The sequence below is a fragment of the Paenibacillus sp. FSL E2-0201 genome (genome assembly GCF_037963325.1).
In the GTDB taxonomy this organism is placed as follows: Bacteria; Bacillota; Bacilli; order Paenibacillales; family Paenibacillaceae; genus Paenibacillus_AQ.
In genome coordinates this window covers 493009-511231 of the sequence record NZ_CP150154.1, presented here as the reverse complement: position 1 = coordinate 511231, position 18223 = coordinate 493009, and the positions used below count along the sequence as shown (strand labels likewise).

The 18223-nt window shown below is 45.8% G+C and carries 14 protein-coding genes and 1 riboswitch; of the genes, 5 read left to right on the top strand and 9 right to left on the bottom strand.

Going from position 1 to position 18223, the window contains the following annotated elements:
* Positions 1 to 83 precede the first annotated feature (83 nt).
* Positions 84 to 318: riboswitch (cobalamin riboswitch) on the top strand.
* Positions 319 to 534: 216 nt separating this feature from the next.
* The 4 genes from NSU15_RS02305 to NSU15_RS02290 all read left to right on the top strand — a co-directional run bounded on the left by NSU15_RS02305 (position 535) and on the right by NSU15_RS02290 (position 6700).
* Entirely contained in the window at positions 535 to 2520 is a 1986-nt protein-coding gene (locus tag NSU15_RS02305; protein ID WP_339288983.1) for an anaerobic ribonucleoside triphosphate reductase, read from the top strand.
* The gene (gene nrdG / locus NSU15_RS02300) at positions 2517 to 3032 is read left to right on the top strand and encodes an anaerobic ribonucleoside-triphosphate reductase activating protein (RefSeq protein WP_339288981.1); all 516 of its coding nucleotides are present in this window, start codon (positions 2517 to 2519) and stop codon (positions 3030 to 3032) included. The genes NSU15_RS02305 and nrdG overlap by 4 nt, the downstream gene beginning before the upstream one ends.
* Positions 3033 to 3087: 55 nt before the next feature.
* Positions 3088 to 5421, top strand: a complete 2334-nt coding sequence (locus tag NSU15_RS02295; protein WP_339288979.1) for a ribonucleoside-diphosphate reductase subunit alpha — start codon at positions 3088 to 3090, stop codon at positions 5419 to 5421.
* 247 nt (positions 5422 to 5668) lie between these two features.
* The gene (locus NSU15_RS02290) at positions 5669 to 6700 is read left to right on the top strand and encodes a ribonucleotide-diphosphate reductase subunit beta (RefSeq protein WP_042123735.1); all 1032 of its coding nucleotides are present in this window, start codon (positions 5669 to 5671) and stop codon (positions 6698 to 6700) included.
* 164 nt (positions 6701 to 6864) lie between these two features.
* On the opposite strand, the gene ssuE is transcribed toward NSU15_RS02290, so the two are convergent.
* Together ssuE and NSU15_RS02280 are read right to left on the bottom strand one after the other, a co-directional pair.
* Positions 6865 to 7413 (bottom strand): NADPH-dependent FMN reductase, encoded by a 549-nt coding sequence (gene ssuE, locus NSU15_RS02285; RefSeq protein WP_339288977.1) that lies wholly within the window; start codon positions 7411 to 7413, stop codon positions 6865 to 6867.
* A 147-nt stretch (positions 7414 to 7560) separates the two neighbouring features.
* A complete protein-coding gene (locus NSU15_RS02280) occupies positions 7561 to 7764 on the bottom strand; it encodes a hypothetical protein (protein ID WP_339288975.1) in 204 nt (67 codons plus the stop codon).
* 147 nt (positions 7765 to 7911) lie between these two features.
* Here NSU15_RS02280 and serS point away from each other — a divergent pair, with 147 nt between their 5' ends.
* A complete protein-coding gene (gene serS / locus NSU15_RS02275; protein WP_339288973.1) occupies positions 7912 to 9210 on the top strand; it encodes a serine--tRNA ligase in 1299 nt (432 codons plus the stop codon).
* A 70-nt stretch (positions 9211 to 9280) separates the two neighbouring features.
* Here serS and NSU15_RS02270 read toward each other — a convergent pair whose 3' ends face one another.
* From NSU15_RS02270 to NSU15_RS02240, 7 genes are all read right to left on the bottom strand, one after another.
* On the bottom strand, positions 9281 to 9919 hold the full coding sequence (locus tag NSU15_RS02270; protein WP_076116632.1) for a histidine phosphatase family protein: 639 nt from the start codon (positions 9917 to 9919) through the stop codon (positions 9281 to 9283).
* Between the two features lie 38 nt (positions 9920 to 9957).
* On the bottom strand, positions 9958 to 10761 hold the full coding sequence (locus tag NSU15_RS02265) for an AAC(3) family N-acetyltransferase (RefSeq protein ID WP_339288972.1): 804 nt from the start codon (positions 10759 to 10761) through the stop codon (positions 9958 to 9960).
* Between the two features lie 150 nt (positions 10762 to 10911).
* On the bottom strand, positions 10912 to 12474 hold the full coding sequence (locus NSU15_RS02260; RefSeq protein ID WP_339288971.1) for a response regulator: 1563 nt from the start codon (positions 12472 to 12474) through the stop codon (positions 10912 to 10914).
* Positions 12471 to 14399, bottom strand: a complete 1929-nt coding sequence (locus NSU15_RS02255) for a histidine kinase (protein WP_339288969.1) — start codon at positions 14397 to 14399, stop codon at positions 12471 to 12473. The genes NSU15_RS02260 and NSU15_RS02255 overlap by 4 nt, the downstream gene beginning before the upstream one ends.
* A 110-nt stretch (positions 14400 to 14509) precedes the next feature.
* The gene (locus tag NSU15_RS02250) at positions 14510 to 16186 is read right to left on the bottom strand and encodes an extracellular solute-binding protein (protein ID WP_339288967.1); all 1677 of its coding nucleotides are present in this window, start codon (positions 16184 to 16186) and stop codon (positions 14510 to 14512) included.
* A gap of 91 nt (positions 16187 to 16277) precedes the next feature.
* Positions 16278 to 17168 carry a carbohydrate ABC transporter permease gene (locus NSU15_RS02245; protein WP_042123720.1) on the bottom strand — a complete coding sequence of 297 codons (891 nt, stop codon included), beginning with the start codon at positions 17166 to 17168 and terminating at the stop codon, positions 16278 to 16280.
* An 18-nt stretch (positions 17169 to 17186) separates the two neighbouring features.
* Positions 17187 to 18176, bottom strand: a complete 990-nt coding sequence (locus NSU15_RS02240; protein ID WP_081389681.1) for an ABC transporter permease subunit — start codon at positions 18174 to 18176, stop codon at positions 17187 to 17189.
* Between the last annotated feature and the right edge of the window lie 47 nt (positions 18177 to 18223).

Sequence of the window (18223 nt, the reverse complement as noted above, 5' to 3'; positions counted from 1 at the left end):
TTTAAAGAAGCCGCTCCCCGCTTGGGTTTTCTAAAAAACTGTTTACAAACACAACATCTTGGGTTATTTTTATCTAATCACAACAAAATATAGTGGAGACAGGTGCTTTGATCCTTTATTTGAATTAGAGCTTAATAGGGAAGTGCGGTGAGATTCCGCTGCGGTCCCGCCACTGTAACCGGATGTCCTTCACAAGCTTTTAGAAGCTTAAGACGGACAGATCTCCCAGCAGAAGCCACTGAGGGTTACGAACCCCTTGGGAAGGCGCTGAGAGATCCTGCGGAAGCCAGGAGACCTGCCTGTTTCGACGACACCAACTATGAGTGCCTGCGAGGAACAGGAACGGTGTCCGCATGCGGTCATCTTCTGAGAGACCACCGCAAATATCCGTGTGGATATTTACATAACGCATCGGGCATTTTCTGCCATCCTCGCTAGGGGATGCTTTTTTTATGAGATCAGAATGAATATACGGCCGCTTATGCGGTCGGGCTTCTTAATGATAGGACGATAGACTGAGAGGAGAGCTATACAATGACGTTGTTGGAGAGACAATTTAACGGTACAACAAATGCACGAGAAGTTCTTTTAGAAGAGCTCATTGATTTAGGGCGCGATATTATCGACAGTCGGGATTTGGACTTACTGCGCGAGAATGCCAATTTGAACGGAGAGAGTTTCTCCGGTAAAATGAGCAAGTTCGGCAGTGAATATTCAAAATGGTATGCCCGCAACTTTACGATGCCACCGCAGCTAGTGCAGGCCATTGATGACAATGTCGTCTATGTGCATGATCTGGATCAATACGCGATCGGAACGACGAACTGTATTTTTATCCCGTTTGATAAACTTCTCCGCGAAGGCTTCAACACCGGCAACGGCAGTGTTCGTCCTCCAAACTCCATAATGACGGCTATGTCACTGGTAGCAATCATTTTTCAATCCCAGCAAAATGCTCAATATGGCGGTGTATCCGCTAATAAGCTCGACTATGATCTAGCCCCTTATGTAACCAAATCCTTCGCTAAGCTATTCCGCAAGGGTCTGGATTATTTTGAAGAAGGACAAGCTGATGAATCTTTGGGCGAGATTACGATGAGCCGGACCGATCTGGCGGAGTTATATCCAAAAGCGTTCCGTTTTGCACTAAAAGAGACCGAGATTGAAACCCTGCAAGCGGCTGAAAGTATGGTACATAATCTGAATACCATGTCCAGCCGATCCGGTGGGCAAATTCCGTTCACCAGCATTAACTACGGGACTTGTACTTCACCAGAAGGTCAGCTTGTGATCAGCTCCCTGCTAACAGCAACGATGAACGGACTTGGCAGCGGAGAGACACCTGTGTTCCCGATTCAAATCTTCAAATGCAAGCAAGGCGTCAATCAACAGCAAGGTGATCCGAACTATGAATTGTTCCTAAAAGCAGCGGAATGTTCTGCACGCAGACTATATCCGAACTTCGCTAATCTGGACGCTCCGCTCAACTTGCAGTATTATGATCCAAGTGATCCTGATACGGAATTTGCTACAATGGGCTGCCGCACCCGCGTGCTCGGTGACCGTTTTGGGCGTAATCATTGCTCCGGAAAGGGCAACCTTTCCTTTAATACACTGAATCTGGTTCGACTCGGTCTGGCACACGGCACAGTAACGGGCCGACGTACCGTCGCAGACGAAGCTGGCTTCTATGAAGATCTAAATCATTATATGGATATTGCGCTGGAAGGACTTCTTCATCGTTTCAACATCCAAGCCGCGCAAAAAGCTAAAGCGTCCGATTTCATGATGCGAGAAGGCGTCTGGGAAGGCGGCGAACATCTCGCTCCTGAAGACTCTGTAGGCGAACTGCTGAAGCATGGTAGTCTTTCGCTTGGCTTCATCGGTATGGCGGAATGCATGAAAGCCATGTATGGCAAACACCACGGCGAGGATATGGACGTCCACGCCAAAGCAGTCGCTATCGTGCGTCATATGCGGGAGTATTGCGACCTTAAAAGTGAGGAACTGAATCTCAACATCACTTTGTTCGCAACACCAGCCGAAGGCTTGTCCGGCAAATTCACCAAGATTGATCGCAAGGTACTGGGTTCTATTCCGGGTGTAACTGACCGTGAGTATTATACGAACTCTTTCCACATCCCTGTATACTACGATCTAGGCGCTGCTCAGAAGATCAGCTTGGAAGCTCCTTTCCATGAATACTGCAATGCCGGGGCTATTTCTTATGTCGAATTAAATGGCAATGCCCGCAGTAATCCGTCCGCTTTTATCAAAATCATTAAATACGCACTAGAACAGCAGGTCAGCTATTTCAGCATTAACCACCCGATTGACCGCTGCTCCGGCTGCGGATACGAAGGCGTAATCGGGACAAACTGTCCTTCCTGCGGCGTGCATGAGAAGGATGTTCATATCCGCCGTTTGCGTAGAGTTACAGGTTATTTAACCGGCGACTACCAGACCCGCTTTAATGCCGCCAAGCAAGCTGAAGTGAGAGACCGCGTTAAGCATCTATGAATATTTGCGGTTACTATCCGGAGTCGATTAACGAGGGAGAGGGCATGCGGGCCGTCCTCTTCCTCAGCGGCTGCCGCCATCGTTGCCCGGGATGTTTTAATCCCGAGACGTGGAATTTTAAATACGGTGAAGTCTTCACCCTGGAACGTCAACACGAAATTATTGCAGAAATTGCCGCTAATCCACTGCTTGATGGTTTAACACTGGCCGGTGGTGATCCTTTTTTCTCGGCTGAGGAGGTTCTGGGATTCATTCATGAGCTCCGCGTCGTGCTCCCAGGCTTTAATATCTGGATTTACAGTGGTTATACGTATGAGGAACTAATCGCCCTTCCCGGTTCGCCGGAGTGGAATCTACTTACGCAGTGTCAGGTGTTAATAGATGGACGATTTATAGAAGAACTGAAAGATACTACACTTCCTTACCGAGGAAGCTCTAACCAACGCATAATCGACATTCCGGCCAGCATGAACGGCTCGGAGGTCTTTCTGTGGCAGCCTACTGCGCTATAATATATCAATTTTTGATATTCAAAATTAACCCAAAATAAGAAGGGATGAAATAACCATGCCACAATTCGTAGTAAAACCAGACAATCGCCAACTGGCTTTTGATGAGAAGCGCCTTTCTGTCTACGCCGACCGTATCTTGGAAGGTCTTGATCAACTAAATAAAGAAACTTTGCTGCGGGGAGTAATTTCCAAATTGCGCCGTGACTCCGTAAGCGGAGAAGAAATCAGCAACGCCTTCACTATGAGTGCTCTAGAGCTTGTAACAAAGGAAGAGCCTACTTGGAAGTTTGCAGCTGCCCGTGCCCTTCTGACTACTCTTTATAAAAAAGCAGCCGTTCATCGCCGCTATAAAGCTTATCCAGAAGAGCCTTACGGTGAGTTGTACCCGCTAATTACGGATCTCGTAAAAAAAGGAATCTACCGTGAAGAGCTTCTAACTCACTACACTAAAGAACAAATCGTTGAGCTAGGTGGATGCATCGATTATACGCGCGACCTTCTGTTCGATTACATTGGTCTGCTTACGCTATCCGACCGTTATTTGGCGCATGATTTTGACGGTCGTGTGATGGAGCTTCCGCAAGAACGTTACATGATTATCGCTATGTACCTGATGCACCGTGAGCCAGCCGAGAAACGTCTTGAGCTTGTAAAAGAAGCTTACTGGGCCATGAGCAACATCTACATGACAGCTGCTACCCCTACCATGTCCAATGCCGGCAAAAAGGTCGCTGGACAGCTCTCCAGCTGCTTCATCGATACAGTAGACGATTCCCTTGAGGGCATCTTTGATTCCAATACAGACGTAGCACGTCTTAGCAAAATGGGCGGCGGCATCGGCGTCTACCTTGGTAAAGTACGGGCACGTGGTTCGGATATCCGTGGTCACAAAAACACTAGCTCCGGCGTAATCCCTTGGATTCGCCAATTGAACAATACAGCAGTCAGCGTAGATCAGCTTGGTACACGTAAAGGTGCTGTCGCTGTCTACCTTGATGTATTCCATAAAGATATTCTCGCTTTCCTCGATCTTAAGCTGAACAACGGCGACGAGCGTATGCGTGCACATGACGTTTTCCACGGGGTTACCCTGCCGGATCTGTTCATGGAAGCCGTTGAATCGCGCAGCCACTGGAACCTCTTCTGCCCACATGAAGTGAAGAAGGTTATGGGCTGGACGGATGAGAATGGTCGTCCGCTTGGTCTGGAAGACTTCTACGATGAAGAGCTTGGTAAAGGCACTTTCCGTGATAAGTATGCTGAAGCAACTGCTAATCTGGAATTGTCCCGTATTACAGTTCCTGCGATTGACATCATGAAACGGATTATGAAATCACAGCTTGAAACAGGTACTCCATATATGTTCTACCGTGATACGGTTAACCGGACGAACCCGAACCGTCACCAAGGTATGGTCTTCTCTTCCAACCTGTGCACAGAAATTATGCAGAATCAATCCGCTACCGTTATTGAACAGGAAGAGTTAGTAACCAAAGATGGCAAGACCCGGATTGTTATCTCCAAAATCCCTGGCGATTTCGTAGTCTGTAACCTGAATTCGATTCACTTGGCACGTGCGATTCCAGCTGGTGTGCTGGAAAGACTTGTACCTATCCAAGTACGTATGTTGGACAACGTAATTGACATTAATAATATTGAAGTTCTGCAAGCACAATACACGAACAGCCAGTACCGCGCAGTGGGTCTCGGCACATTCGGCTTGCATCACCTATTGGCACTCAAGGGCATTCGTTGGGAATCTGATGAAGCCGTAGAATATAACAACCATTTGTATGAACACATCAACTACCTGTTGGTACGTTCGAGCATGGAGCTTGCCCGTGAAAAAGGCCGTTATCCGAAGTTCGCTGGTTCCGATTGGGAGACAGGTGCATACTTTACTTCACGTGGCTACGTTAGCGGTGAACAAGAAGGTAAATATGTAACCACTGAACAATGGCGCGAGCTGCAAGAAGAAGTGGCTAAAGACGGTGTTCGTAACGCATGGATGTTCGCGATTGCACCGAACGGCTCCACATCGATTATTGCCGGCTCCACAGCCAGCATTGATCCTTTGTATGAATTGCTTTCCTATGAAGAGAAAACAACTTACAAGATCGCTAACCCAGCACCGGATCTGTCCGACAAGACAATCTGGTACTATAAAACAGCTTTCACAATTGACCAAAACTGGTCGATCCGCATGGCTTCTGCTCGTCAGCGTCACGTCGATCAAGGTCAAAGCTTCAACCTGTATGTTCGTCCTGACATCAAGGCTACCGAGTTCCTTGAACTGCATCTAAACGCCTGGAAGGGCGGATTGAAATCAACTTATTATGTGCGTAGCCGTGCTTTGACAATAGAAGAGTGTGATTCTTGCGCTAGCTAATTATCTTAGTGCCCTGAATAGAAAAACGATGATGAATTTCGTAACTGCGAGGAATGTTTGGGCTTCCGGCCGCTGTTGTCATCAGATGTCTTGATCTTTACCGCTATTAGCGGATGACATCCGATGACAAAGGCGGTCGCTGACGCTCCTACAGCTCCAAACTTCCTCTCCGTTACTCCATCACCGTCTTTCTATGAACAAGACACCAAAGAAAGATTACCCGCGCAAAAAAATGGAGGGAAAATAAATGCAACTACAAAAGATTTTTAATACTGAAGCACCTAACCAGTCCACACGCATCATCGACGGTGAATGCTCAGGCATTCTGAACTGGAACGATATCCGCATGCCGCATATGTACAAGCTCTACAAGGTACTGCTGCTTAATCACTGGATCGCGGATGAAATCCCAATGTCCAAAGATGCGCAACAATTCCCAATGCTGGATGCGGAAGAGCAACGCGTATTTAAGATTAATATCTCCCTGCTCGCCGTGCTAGATTCGATGCAGACGATGTTCGTCGGCGACGTGAAGCGTTATTTTACCGACTCCTCACTAGAAGCTATCTCTGCCATTATTGGACAACAGGAAGTAGTGCATAACCAATCCTATTCCTATGTTCTATCCTCTATTGTGTCGGATAGTGAACAGAAAGAGATTTTTGAATATTGGAAGAAGGATCCGGTTCTACTGGAGCGTAATCAGTTTATCTCCGATATTTATCAAGAGTTCCGTGATAATCCATCAAAACAAACCTTTTTCCATGCGCTGGTAGCGGATCTCATCCTAGAAGGAATTTTCTTCTACAGCACCTTCGCCTTCTTCTACAATCTGGCCCGTGACCAGAAGATGATGGCAACCAGCCAAATGATCTCTTATATCCAACGTGACGAGAATCAGCACTGCTACTTCTTCGCAGAAGTATTTAAACAGCTGCTTGTAGATTTCCCTGAGTTGAACACTAAGGAGAACATGGATTACGTGTACCGTACGATCGACCGCGCGGTAGAGCTCGAAACCAACTGGGCTTACTATACCCTCACTAATGTCCGCGGTATTGATCTTAACGAGCTTAGCGACTACATCAAATATACAGCGAACAAACGCTTAACCTTGATGGGTATGGAAAAAGCTTACCAAGGCGTTGACGTAAACTGCATGCCTTGGATCAAGCCTTTCTCCGATGATGCTCTTAATGCCACCAAAACCGACTTCTTCGAAGCTAAATCCCGTAACTACGGTAAGGTTGGCGACGATAACGGATTCGACGATTTGTAAGACTGAAATAATTTTTTTAAATAAAAGAGGCCATTCTCAACTTTCACAGTGAGGTGGCCTCTTTGCTACAGCAAAAAGCGTCCCTTCCCCCCTGTATCAGGTATGAAAGAGACGCTTATATATTTGGTATGAATCCATCCGAAACGAATGCCTGCTGCTTAGTCTTAAGACTTACGCTCTACTCGATGTGTAGTTTCTTCTGCAAGCTCAGCTAATGCATCATTCAGACGCAGCTTCAGCTCCTCAGCAAGCTCTACCACTCCGTGATCATTACGAACCACCTGAGAATCCACGGCATACACTCCACCAAGAATGTAACGTGCACCGAGTACAGACAACACAGGTTTCAAAGCATAATCAATCGTGAGAAGATGTGCAAGACTGCCACCCATGAAGAGCGGGAGTACGATTTTGCCGGCCAACCCCTTTTGTGGAACTAGGTCCAAGAAGGTCTTCAGCACGCCTGTATAAGAGGCTTTATAAACCGGGCTAACCACGATTACCGCATCTGCTTCGGCTACAAGGCCGTTCGCTTTAACGATAGAATCACTTTCAAACTTGGTATGAATCAAATCTTCCGCTGGCAGCTCTGCTACGTTAATACGCTCAACCTCAAAGCCCTGATCCGTTAAGCTTGCCTCCGCATACTCTATAACTGCATTGATGCGCGATACCAGGGAAGGCGTTCCGTTAATCACAACAATTTTAGCCACTTCTCCACCTCTTTCATCCCATTTAAGCAGCTCACACTGCAAATATTTATCCCGACAGGAATACTTTAAATTAATACTAATCCTATCGCAGATTAGATATTATTGTCAAACCATAAACGCTTGCACTCATTCCACTCTTGCGATATACTAAACAACAATATTAAATCCAAGAATCAGGCCAATGACCGGCATCCAACCGTGAGGCGTCTGCGACCGGAGCCTATAATGACTCCCTAAGTTCACCGGGTTTCGCCCGTTACCGCGAAGACCAAAGAGGGTCGGATTCTTTCCTGCTGTTAAGGAGATTCGATCAACCTGGGTGGCACCGCGAGCTGACGCTCCTCGTCCCATGGATGAGGGCGTTTTTTGCGTTTTTTCAAGCATAAACACCTTCGGCGTCCTTATAAGGACGGTAAGTGTTTGTGCGAGAAATAGAAGGATAAAGTGAAGTGTGAAACTTACACTTTCTTATCTTTTAAACAAAAAGGAGCGAGCGATATGCTAGAAATGAACTGGATCAAGGATAATCAGGAACTTGTAAGAAACACTGCCACATGGAAAAGAATCGACTTCCCACTAGATGAATTACTGGAATGGGATGAGAAGCGCCGGGGCCTGCGCCAAGAAACTGAACAAATGAGAGCCGAGCGTAATGGGCTAACCAAAGAGGTCGAACAATTACTACGTAAGGGTGACCGCCCTGCTGGAGAGATCGTCAAAGCACAGGTACGGGAACTCAATAATCGGCTGAACCTGCTGGAAGCAGATCTGAACGAGGCTGAACGCCGCTGTAAAGAGCTCATGCTGCTCGCGCCGAATCCAGTGTCGCAGGATACACCTATCGGCCACGATGATAACGATAATGTAGAACTGCGGTTGAACGGAGCGGTGCCGGAATTCGGCTTTGCGCCTCGTGATCATGTGGAGCTAGGTGAGCTTCACGATATCATAGATATTGCCCGTGGCGTTAAAGCAGGCGGCCCTCGCAGCTATGTGCTTAAGGGAGCTGGCCTGATGCTACATCTCGCTGTACAGAGACTAGCCCTAGATGTGCTCACTGCACGCGGATTCACCGTGATGGATGTTCCTGTGATTGTCCGCCCTGAAGCGCTGGAGCGAACCGGATTCTTTCCCGGTGGAATGGATCAGACGTATGAGCTAAGCGGAGACAATCGCTGGCTGGTAGGCACATCGGAAGTGTCGCTAGTTTCGCTCTACAGCGACGAGATTGTAGAGCTAGATACACCCATGCGGCTGGCCGGAATGTCGACCTGCTTCCGCCGTGAAGTTGGATCCGCCGGACGGGATGTTCGGGGTCTGTACCGCGTTCATCAGTTCTCGAAGATCGAACAAGTCGTCTTATGCCGAAATGATGAAGGTGTGTCAGACCATATGCTACACGAGATCCTCGCAAATGCCGAGCACATTCTCCAGCTCTTAGAGCTCCCCTACCGGATCATGGCCGTCTGCACAGGGGATATGTCCCTGAAGACGCATAAGCAGTATGACATTGAGACATGGATGCCAAGCAGAGACGCATACGGAGAAACTCATTCAGCTTCTAATCTGCTCGATTTCCAAGCTCGCCGTTCGGGTATACGTTATCGAGATGTGGATGGTCGCTTACAATACTGCCATACCTTAAATAACACCGCAGTGGCTACACCAAGAATTCTGATCCCGCTGCTGGAGAATCACCAGCAAGAGGATGGTTCTATCTACATCCCTCAGGCGCTACGCAAATATATGGACGGATTAGAGCGGCTAGAGCTTCCACATCAAGCGATGAATAAATAGCACAAAAAGACGATTTTCTAAGTGCAGCAGGCACTAAGAGATCGTCTTTTTTTCAAAAAAACTATTTATCCTAACTTTCCATCCCCGTCTCATTCTCTTCATAATGACTTGTATCCCCATGCAACAGGATCTCCGGCACGCCATCCGTAAAATCAATTCTGGATAAGCAGGTTGGATATATGTAAGGCAGATCCCACAGCTTAGGCAACTCTCTGCGCTCGAAATAAGCCATCAAGAGCTTGATCACTACCGTATGCGTTACGATAAGGATCGCCTCACCCTGATGAGCCTTGAGAATTTCCTGAAGCTTCTCTAGCGCTCTTGTCTGCACCTCTGCGAAGGTCTCGCTGCCCTCCACTTTAAACTGGTCGGGATCCTTCCAGAAATAACGATGCTGGTCCGAATACTGAGCCGCCAGTTCAGCAGAATCTCTACCTTCCCATACGCCCATGCCAATTTCTTTGAATGCATCGGAAATCTTCAGCGGAACATCCCGCTCTCCACGTATAATCTCAGCTGTAAGCAGTGCTCTTGGACTGGAGCTTGCATAAATGACATCCAGATTTATAGCCTGCATTCCCCGGCTCAACCATTCCGCCTGTTGTACGCCAAGTGTCGTGAGGGCAGAATCCATATGACCTTGCATACGATTCTGCACATTCCATTCCGTCTGCCCATGACGCGTTAAATATATCGTTGTAGTACTCATCCGCCGCTTCTCCTCCTACTCCCAAAACCAGAGATAGTCTACTTCCTGTTTCGCTCCATCCAGTTCACTGCAAAGTCAACGATTTCACGTTGCGGAATCAGTTGAGCTGTAGCTGAGGCGATATGACCATATGTAATGAGCCCTGCCTCTTGTCCGAATTGCTCAGCCAGTTCAACGAAATCGTCAGAGTTCCAATCTAGCTCCTTGAATTCCACCCACTGCCTATGACCATCCACCATCATGGGTGCCCCGCCAATGACTTCCTTCTTTCCTTCATACAAGGCTCGGCATTCAGCAAGATGTAATGAAGTATTGTTTAGATTTCCTACACCTAGCAGCAGCACACTTCCACCCAGATCATAAATACGAGCTAGTGGAGAATCTTCCCCCAAACCGTATTCGAGGGTGTGACCATATACAATCTCATCTCTATGCTTGCCCCAAGCCGCAAATGAATGAATCGGATGATCGCTGCGCTTCACCCCTTTTTGTCTACGAAAAGAGTCTGGAATAATCCCCATCCCTCTCAGCGGAGTCAGGTCTGGATCATAAGCAGGCATCTGCTCCCGGATAGTCTGCCACCATGACTCGGGTACCGGCGGGTTACTCCAGCCAGCAGGGTCTGTCAGATCGCTGGAATGAGTCGGCATCACAAGTGTGCCTGATTCTCCGAGAACCTCCTCCAGCGCCAAAATAACAGCAACCGGCCCACCTGCCACCCATTGGCCTAGCGATTTGAAGGACGAATGCAGTAGAATCGTCATCCCCGCCTGAACACCCAGTCTCCGAAAATCTTCTGCCAGCGTCTGAACTGTAATCAAATCCCCTTGAATTTCTTCCACCCTTCATTCCTCCAAACTCTCATGTTGCTAATTCTAGCAAAGCTTCTCACAGCCATTATATAGGAGGATCACTTCTAACGACACCCATAATGTTCACTACGATTACAAGCGTAGCAATGATATATATGCTATAGCTACTTGTCCTGTCATTTACGACAAATCTTCAGACAGTATTTTGGCTCTATAATCCCCTGGAGAGATCCCTTCCAACTCTTTGAATACACGGGCAAATTGCTTACTGTTCTCAAAGCCTACTTTTTCCGAGACTTCGGCAAGCTTGCTACATCCCTTCGCTAGCAGTGCTTTTGCATGACGGATACGAACCTTTTTTAAATAAATGACAAAATTCTCACCGGTATATGCCTTGAAGGCTTCGCTAAAATAAGAATAATTCAAAGACACATGATTACTAACCATAGCCATATTTAGTGGACGAGCATAGTTCGTTTCAATATAATTCAGCGCTTCCTCCATATCAGCATGCTCCGTATGAGCAGACCGTACCCCTAAGATGTAATCATTCACACTCAGGAGCAAATTCTCAAGCGCTCGATAATAATCATGGAAATGACGATAGTTATACATATTACCAACCGTACGATATAGCTTTAGCACCTCCACTGAGGCTTCGCCATATACCCGAAATACTTCATCCAGTACCTGCTCATTGATACTCTGACCCACGTTCTCAAGATAAGACAATTCCAGTTCCTTCAAATGCTCAGTCTGAAAAATAACGGACAGCAGGTACTTTATTTCCTTCTCACGTTCGGTTCCAAGCATATTAAGCAGCTTCCGAAGCTCCTCCTTCGGCAAAGGAAAATTACGTCGTTCTTGACTGACATCCTCATAATCCAAAAGATTTTCTTGCGGATATAAAAAAGTATACTGCAATGCCCGGCACGCTTCCTTATAACAAGAACGAAGTACTTCGAGACTTTTTCCCTCACTGCTGATTCCGATTGATAAACCGTTTATTTCTCTAGCACCAGCTTGACGGGACAGCTCCATAAAGCTCTGAGTACTAGTCCCGATCAAGACTAATCTGCCATCCCAGTCCGTTATAATTTCCAAAAAACACTTCTCAATCGGCCCCATCAAACGTTCGATGAGCCCCTGAACTTCTGCAGATTTCATCCGTGTACCATCATTATAGTAGTAATTCAGCACACCTACTATAAAAGGAACCTCCAACCCCTCTAGCTCCGCTTGCTGCTCGGACTCCAATTGAACCTCCTGCTGCTGCAGCAGTCCCCGCAAACGGCTGGAGCGTAGCTCTTTACGAAACTGTTCTGTTTCCCGCTCTATTTTCTTGACACTGAACTCCTGTTCTTCCAGTTCCTTATGGATATGCTTCAAGATTTCGAACAGCTCATCTCGGCGAATCGGCTTAAGTAGATAATCCTTCACACGATAACGTATAGCACATTTAGCATATTCGAAATCATCATACCCACTTAGGATTACCACTGCTGGTCTTTTCTCGCTCCCAACTTCTACAGATAACTGCTCCAAAAGCATAATTCCGTCCATCACCGGCATACGAATATCCGTAATAATAATATCTGCACCGTCTGTCTTAAATACCTCGAGCGCCTCTGCGCCGTTGCTCGCCATTATGATCGTATATGCGGACGGAAATTCCCTTTCAATCATGATCTTCAGACCTACACGGATATTTTTCTCATCATCAACGATCAGTAATTTCTTCATGGTTGTTTTTCTCCCGTCAAAAGAACTTTCGGCAAGGTCAGACGTACCATCGTCCAACTTCCTGCCTCGCTCTGTACTACAAGCCCGTATTCTTCGCCATAAAAGATTTGCAGACGCTGGTGTACATTCCGTAGCCCTATGCCACCTGCTCTTCGGTTTACATCCTTCTTCTGTTCACAAGAGCTGTCACAACATTCATCCTTAGCATATATCGCCTCGTTTAAAGCAACTAGACGTTCTGGGGTAAGACCGATACCATTATCACGAAGCTCTATGGAAATATCACCTTCCGTTTCCGAAATATGAATATGAATGTTCGGGTCCTCTAAATTCTCTTTCTCACCGTTCCAAGCATGCTTAACACTGTTCTCTACAATAGGCTGCAGTGACATTTTCAGCACCTCCAGCTCCAAATATCGAGGTTCAATATGAAGTACAAGCTTAACCGGGTACTCAAAACGAATATTCATTACTTCAATGTAATTCTCAATATGGCGGACTTCATCGCGAAGCTTCACATACTCCCCAGACCATTTGAAATTATAACGCATCATTCCACCGAGCGAAGTTAGTGCGTCTGATATCGTTCGTTGATTTTCAATTTCAGCAAGCATTTTAATATTTTCAAGTGTGTTATACAAAAAATGTGCATCTATTTGATTATGCAGCGTACGCAGCTCAGCCTCTTTGGACAATGCCTGCTTACTCACAGCCTGAGCGACCAACGTATTAATTGTATTCATTAGCTTAGAGAAATGATGGGCAAGCTCACCGACTTCTCCCCCACCCCGAATCGTAATTCCACTATAGGCTTCACCTCTGCGCACGCTTTTCATCGTTTCGGTCAATCTGCGCAGATTTTTTAGAATAAAGGCATTCATCACATAAGCGATCAACGTGAGTAAAATAATAAATCCGATGTTAGCTCCAATAATAAAGTTGCGTGTACGGGAGATATCCTTCAAAACACCCTCCGTTGAGACCACATTTAACAGATAAGCATCAATGCGTTCCAGCGGTGTGTTAATAAGTAAATAAGATTTACCGTTGGCTGAATAACTGCTATCCCATTCACCAGTAGCCCTGAAGTTCTTGTATCGTTCAGTAATAACACTGGCCATCTCCTCGTTATCCTGAAGAAAAGACTGATCCGGACGAGTAAATAGCTGGAGCTCACCATCTACAAGGAACATTTGTGTCTGGTTATCCCGTACATCGGTATATGTCTTTGGCGTAAAGCGGTTCAACATCATATCTACTTGAACCATCCCAATATGGTTGCCAGCAGGACGACTCATCTCACGTAGTAAAGAAACCTTCGGCAAACTCTCAGTCGGTGCACCCAAGTATCTCTGCATCAGATCCGGATCACTCCTTTGAAAAGACCAGTACTCCTGTCCCTCCAACTGCTGTGCTTTCTGGTACCAGGGCTCGGAAGAGACTCGCTCTTCACGAAATAAAATCGGCCAAATTTCATGCATCGTTTTACTTTTCGAATACAGCCGTAAATGCTCAATATTCGGATTATTAAATTGAATACGTGTCATATTCACATAAGCATTTGTATTAAAATCAACCAAATCTTCAAGCATCGGCTCAGTCTCATTCGCAAGAAAGTCTTTAACATCCGAGTCAGAATACGCCATCTGTGCTGCCCGCTCCATCGCTTCAATTTGATTGTGGATATGCAATTTTTCCATTTGCAGCAAATATTCATTTTTCTCAACAGCATCTCGGAAATAGGTATTGTTGATAGACTCATAAAAATAGACGGACACCAACAAGCACGGACCTATAATAATAAAAACATAGGCAGCAATCAAACGACTCTGCAGCGACCTTCGCCCCCACCAATACAAGAAGGAATTCCATATTTCTCTGCTGCGCTCACGCAAATTCTCCCTCTTCACTTCTTCAACGTTCACCTCGCTAATATCGTGAATACTTAACATACTTAACTTACTTAACAACTATACCTTATTCTTGTTTGAAAATAACCCAAAAACCCGCAATCAGCGGGCTTCTGGGTTATATTTTATTGGGCGAGCTTCACTTTGTTCTCTTCATACTTTTTCTGTTGATAGGCTTGGAATTTATCTACACCTATATCCTTTTGTTTCGCTAAATACTCAGTCCATATTTTATCGAACTCAGCATCTGAAGAAGCCATAAGCAGCTTAGGAATCGTCTTCCCACGCAGTTCTTTCAGCTTTGTAGCAATGATGCCTTCAGGGGAGTTACCTGTAGGATCAATCTGTTGGAATGTTGAAGTACTAGTCGCTTTTCCTCTCGTCCAATCTTCCAATTGTTTAAAAGGTTCTACTGATTTAGGTGCCCATTGATCCGTGATATTCGTGTTCTGCATCATCCAGTAGGTGAACGAAGATCCGTATTGCTTATCAAATGCCGAACGATCCTTATTCATTAGATCAAACACTTCAGGCTTAAATTGGTCTTTGCCATCAATCGTTTCGTAGCTGACACCCTTTTCACCGAGGAACAAGTCTTTATTACCTTCTTCACTGTTCAAGTAGCTTAGGAAGCGGATAGCGCGAGCTTTATCCTTCACATCTTTGGAGATCAGCGTCACTGTCCAGCCTGCGATCGCAGGTCCGTCAAGGGTCGGTTGATCCAAGTTCGTATTCGAAGGACCATCAATAGCAATATAAGTTTTGCTAGGATCTTGTTGGTAAATCGTACCTAGTTGCGCTGCAAAGTCTGTACGTTGATAGAGCATCGCGAAATAACGGCCTTGAGCGATCTTCTCTTCCATTTGTGGACGTTTATCGATAAAGATATCTTTAGCAAGCAGTCCATCCTGATTCGCTTGACGAAGCGTCTTCATCCAGCGGATATATTCAGGATCTGTCTCACGGGCATATACCTGACCATCTTTTTCTCTAGGAATCGCCAGGAAGTTCTGAAGATAACCTTCCAGAGAATCATTACCGTTTACACCAAACTCATGCAGACCAAGCGGGATTAGCGGTTGTCCATTTACGTCAGGAAATTTCTCTTTCGCTAACTTAAGCGCATTCAAGAATCCTTCTGGTGTGCGCATATCAGGACTGCCAATCGCTTCATACATATCCTTACGTACCGCGAATACTTGGTTGGATACGTAGTTCTCTCCATATTTCTCATAGTCGGCAGGAGAGGAAGAAGAGTTCGGGTAGCCGTACACATTACCATCTTCTTGAGTGTACCAATTCAGCTTATCTTTATCGGATACTTTGTAGAAATAAGGATCATATTGATCAGCAAGCTCGTTCAGTGGTAGTGCAAGATCACCTTCGATAATTTTCTTTATCGCATCTTCATAGAAGCCCAATGTAATGAAATCTGGCAATTTACCAGAGGCAATCAGTGTGTTCAGCTTCTCATTCTCGTTACCAGCCGGAACGATGAAATTAATATCAACGCCGGTTTTCTTAGTTACATATTGGGAAGTTGGGTCCACACCCCATTTGTTGGGGAACCAAGAGAAGTTCAGGTACCAGTCAAACGTAATCGGTGAAGTGTCAATCTTCCAGCCTGGTTCATCCGCAGACAATGTAGCAGCAGGTGTATCCGTCGCCCCCGTGTTCGTTTCTTTAGTGCCATCCGAATTTCCTTTAGCGTTATTTCCACTGGAACAGCCTGCAGCTGACAAGGCCATAACCGCTGTCAGAAGTAGAGCCATCGCTGTTCTCGGTTTGCGTTTCATACCCATATTCTTTACCCCTTTTCTATGATTGTTAATTATAAGCTCAACCCCAGAGCTCATAGAGATGAGCTGCTGGAGGAGTTACCTTTACTAAGGATCAGCCCTTAATGGAGCCGATCATCATGCCTTTAACAAAGTAGCGTTGTAAGAAAGGATATACGAACACGATAGGAAGTGTGGTGACCACCATCGTCGCCAGCTTAATAGACTGTGACGTTACGCTTCTTGTCATACCGCTACCTTGTGCAGCAACCATCATTTGAGTCGAACTAGATTGTGCTACAACGCGGAACAGATACGTCTGAATCGGCTGTAACTCTGTATTATTGATATAGATCATACCTGTAAAATAATCATTCCATTGGAACACGCCGTGGAACAGCGCAATGGTCGCAATAACAGGCATAGACACTGGAAGCACAATTCGTAGGAAGATGGACCAATCATTAGCCCCATCAATCCGGGCCGCTTCCTCCAATCCTTCAGGGATCTCTCGGAAGAAGGTCATGAAGATAATAAGATCGAAGAAGCTAAACATCGCAGGAATGATATACACTAAGAAATTATCTAGTAACTGAAGGTCTTTGATAAGCAAGAAGCTCGGGATCAACCCTCCCGCGAAGAAGAGCGTAACAGTACCCATTAACATGTAAAACTTTCCGCCAATCAAGCCTTTACGAGAAAATGCATAGGCTACCATCGCTGTGAAAAATACATGCAGGACTGTGCCGATCACTGTTTTGGCAACGGTAATCCACATCGCCTGCATAATGCCAGGGCTGTCGAACACTGCCTTGAAGTTTCCTAGACTGAACACCCGCGGCCACCAGTATATACCACCTCGCATAGCGTCCGTGCCTTCATTAAAGGCATTGACGAGTACGTACCAGATCGGATAAAGCGTTATGAAGCAAATACACAGCATAATGATATTGTTGACGATATCGAATAGGGCCTCGCCCTTCGTTTTGCGATTGAGAGCAAACATGTGTAGGTCCTCCTTATCCTAGAACAATGATGTATCGTTGATTTTTTTAGACACTTGGTTAGCTATCAGCAGCAAGATTAGAGCGATAATCGATTTTAATAGTCCAACCGCAGCCGAATAGGAGAAGCGGCCTGAGAGAATCCCTGTGTAGTACACATAATAATCGATTACATTACTTGCACTATCATTCAACGAGTTACGTAGCACCAAGATCTGATCGAAGTTGGAGCTTAGTACACCACTGACTGCAAGAATGAAGAGAATACTGATCGTCGATTTAATCGCCGGCAGCGTAACAAACCACATCTTCTGGAATCTTCCAGCACCATCAATCGTAGCCGCCTCATACATTTCAGGAGATACACCAGAGATTGCTGCCAGATATATAATCGCTGACCATCCAAGTTCCTTCCAGATATCAGAGGAAATAACAATCGTCCAGAAGTAGCTAGGTTCGGCCAAATAGGTAATCGGCTGATCAATGATATTTAGCGCTAACAAGATGTTATTGATAATCCCTATATCCGCTAGCCATGTCGCTAGAATACCGCCGAGTACAACCCATGAGAGAAAGTGAGGTAAATACGAAATCGTCTGAATCCACTTTTTGAATCTCACCGAACGAACCTCGTTCAAGAATAGTGCGAATATAATCGGCAGTGGAAACCCGATAAAGAGCTTGATTAAGCTAATGCCTAACGTATTCCTAATAACGTCAACCAAGCTTTCATCTTGTAGGAATTCTTTGAAATGAGCTAGTCCTACCCATGGAGCTTCGGAAATTGATTTTACGATATTGAACTCTTTGAAGGCAATAATAACTCCATACATTGGAATGTAGTTGAAGATGATCATCCAGGCTACGCCTAGTAGGGCCATGGTCTGTAAATGACGCTGGGCTACAAATCTCCTCCACAGCGAGTTACGATTTACTTTACCGGTTTCGAAATTGCCAGGAATTAACGGATTCATCGCTGGACTTACTTCCACGCTTTTTTTGTTCTCCATCCTTTGGACCTCCAGGCTACATATCTTTTCTTTTTCTGAAGCGCTTA

Excerpts from the sequence above, each read along its gene's own strand:
- NSU15_RS02305 (WP_339288983.1), top strand. The coding sequence starts at position 535 with ATGACGTTGTTGGAGAGACAATTTAACGGTACAACAAATGCACGAGAA.
- nrdG (WP_339288981.1), top strand. The coding sequence starts at position 2,517 with ATGAATATTTGCGGTTACTATCCGGAGTCGATTAACGAGGGAGAGGGC.
- NSU15_RS02295 (WP_339288979.1), top strand. The coding sequence starts at position 3,088 with ATGCCACAATTCGTAGTAAAACCAGACAATCGCCAACTGGCTTTTGAT.
- NSU15_RS02290 (WP_042123735.1), top strand. The coding sequence starts at position 5,669 with ATGCAACTACAAAAGATTTTTAATACTGAAGCACCTAACCAGTCCACA.
- NSU15_RS02280 (WP_339288975.1), bottom strand. The coding sequence starts at position 7,764 with ATGGGACGAGGAGCGTCAGCTCGCGGTGCCACCCAGGTTGATCGAATC.
- serS (WP_339288973.1), top strand. The coding sequence starts at position 7,912 with ATGCTAGAAATGAACTGGATCAAGGATAATCAGGAACTTGTAAGAAAC.
- NSU15_RS02270 (WP_076116632.1), bottom strand. The coding sequence starts at position 9,919 with ATGAGTACTACAACGATATATTTAACGCGTCATGGGCAGACGGAATGG.
- NSU15_RS02260 (WP_339288971.1), bottom strand. The coding sequence starts at position 12,474 with ATGAAGAAATTACTGATCGTTGATGATGAGAAAAATATCCGTGTAGGT.
- NSU15_RS02250 (WP_339288967.1), bottom strand. The coding sequence starts at position 16,186 with ATGGGTATGAAACGCAAACCGAGAACAGCGATGGCTCTACTTCTGACA.
- NSU15_RS02245 (WP_042123720.1), bottom strand. The coding sequence starts at position 17,168 with ATGTTTGCTCTCAATCGCAAAACGAAGGGCGAGGCCCTATTCGATATC.
- NSU15_RS02240 (WP_081389681.1), bottom strand. The coding sequence starts at position 18,176 with ATGGAGAACAAAAAAAGCGTGGAAGTAAGTCCAGCGATGAATCCGTTA.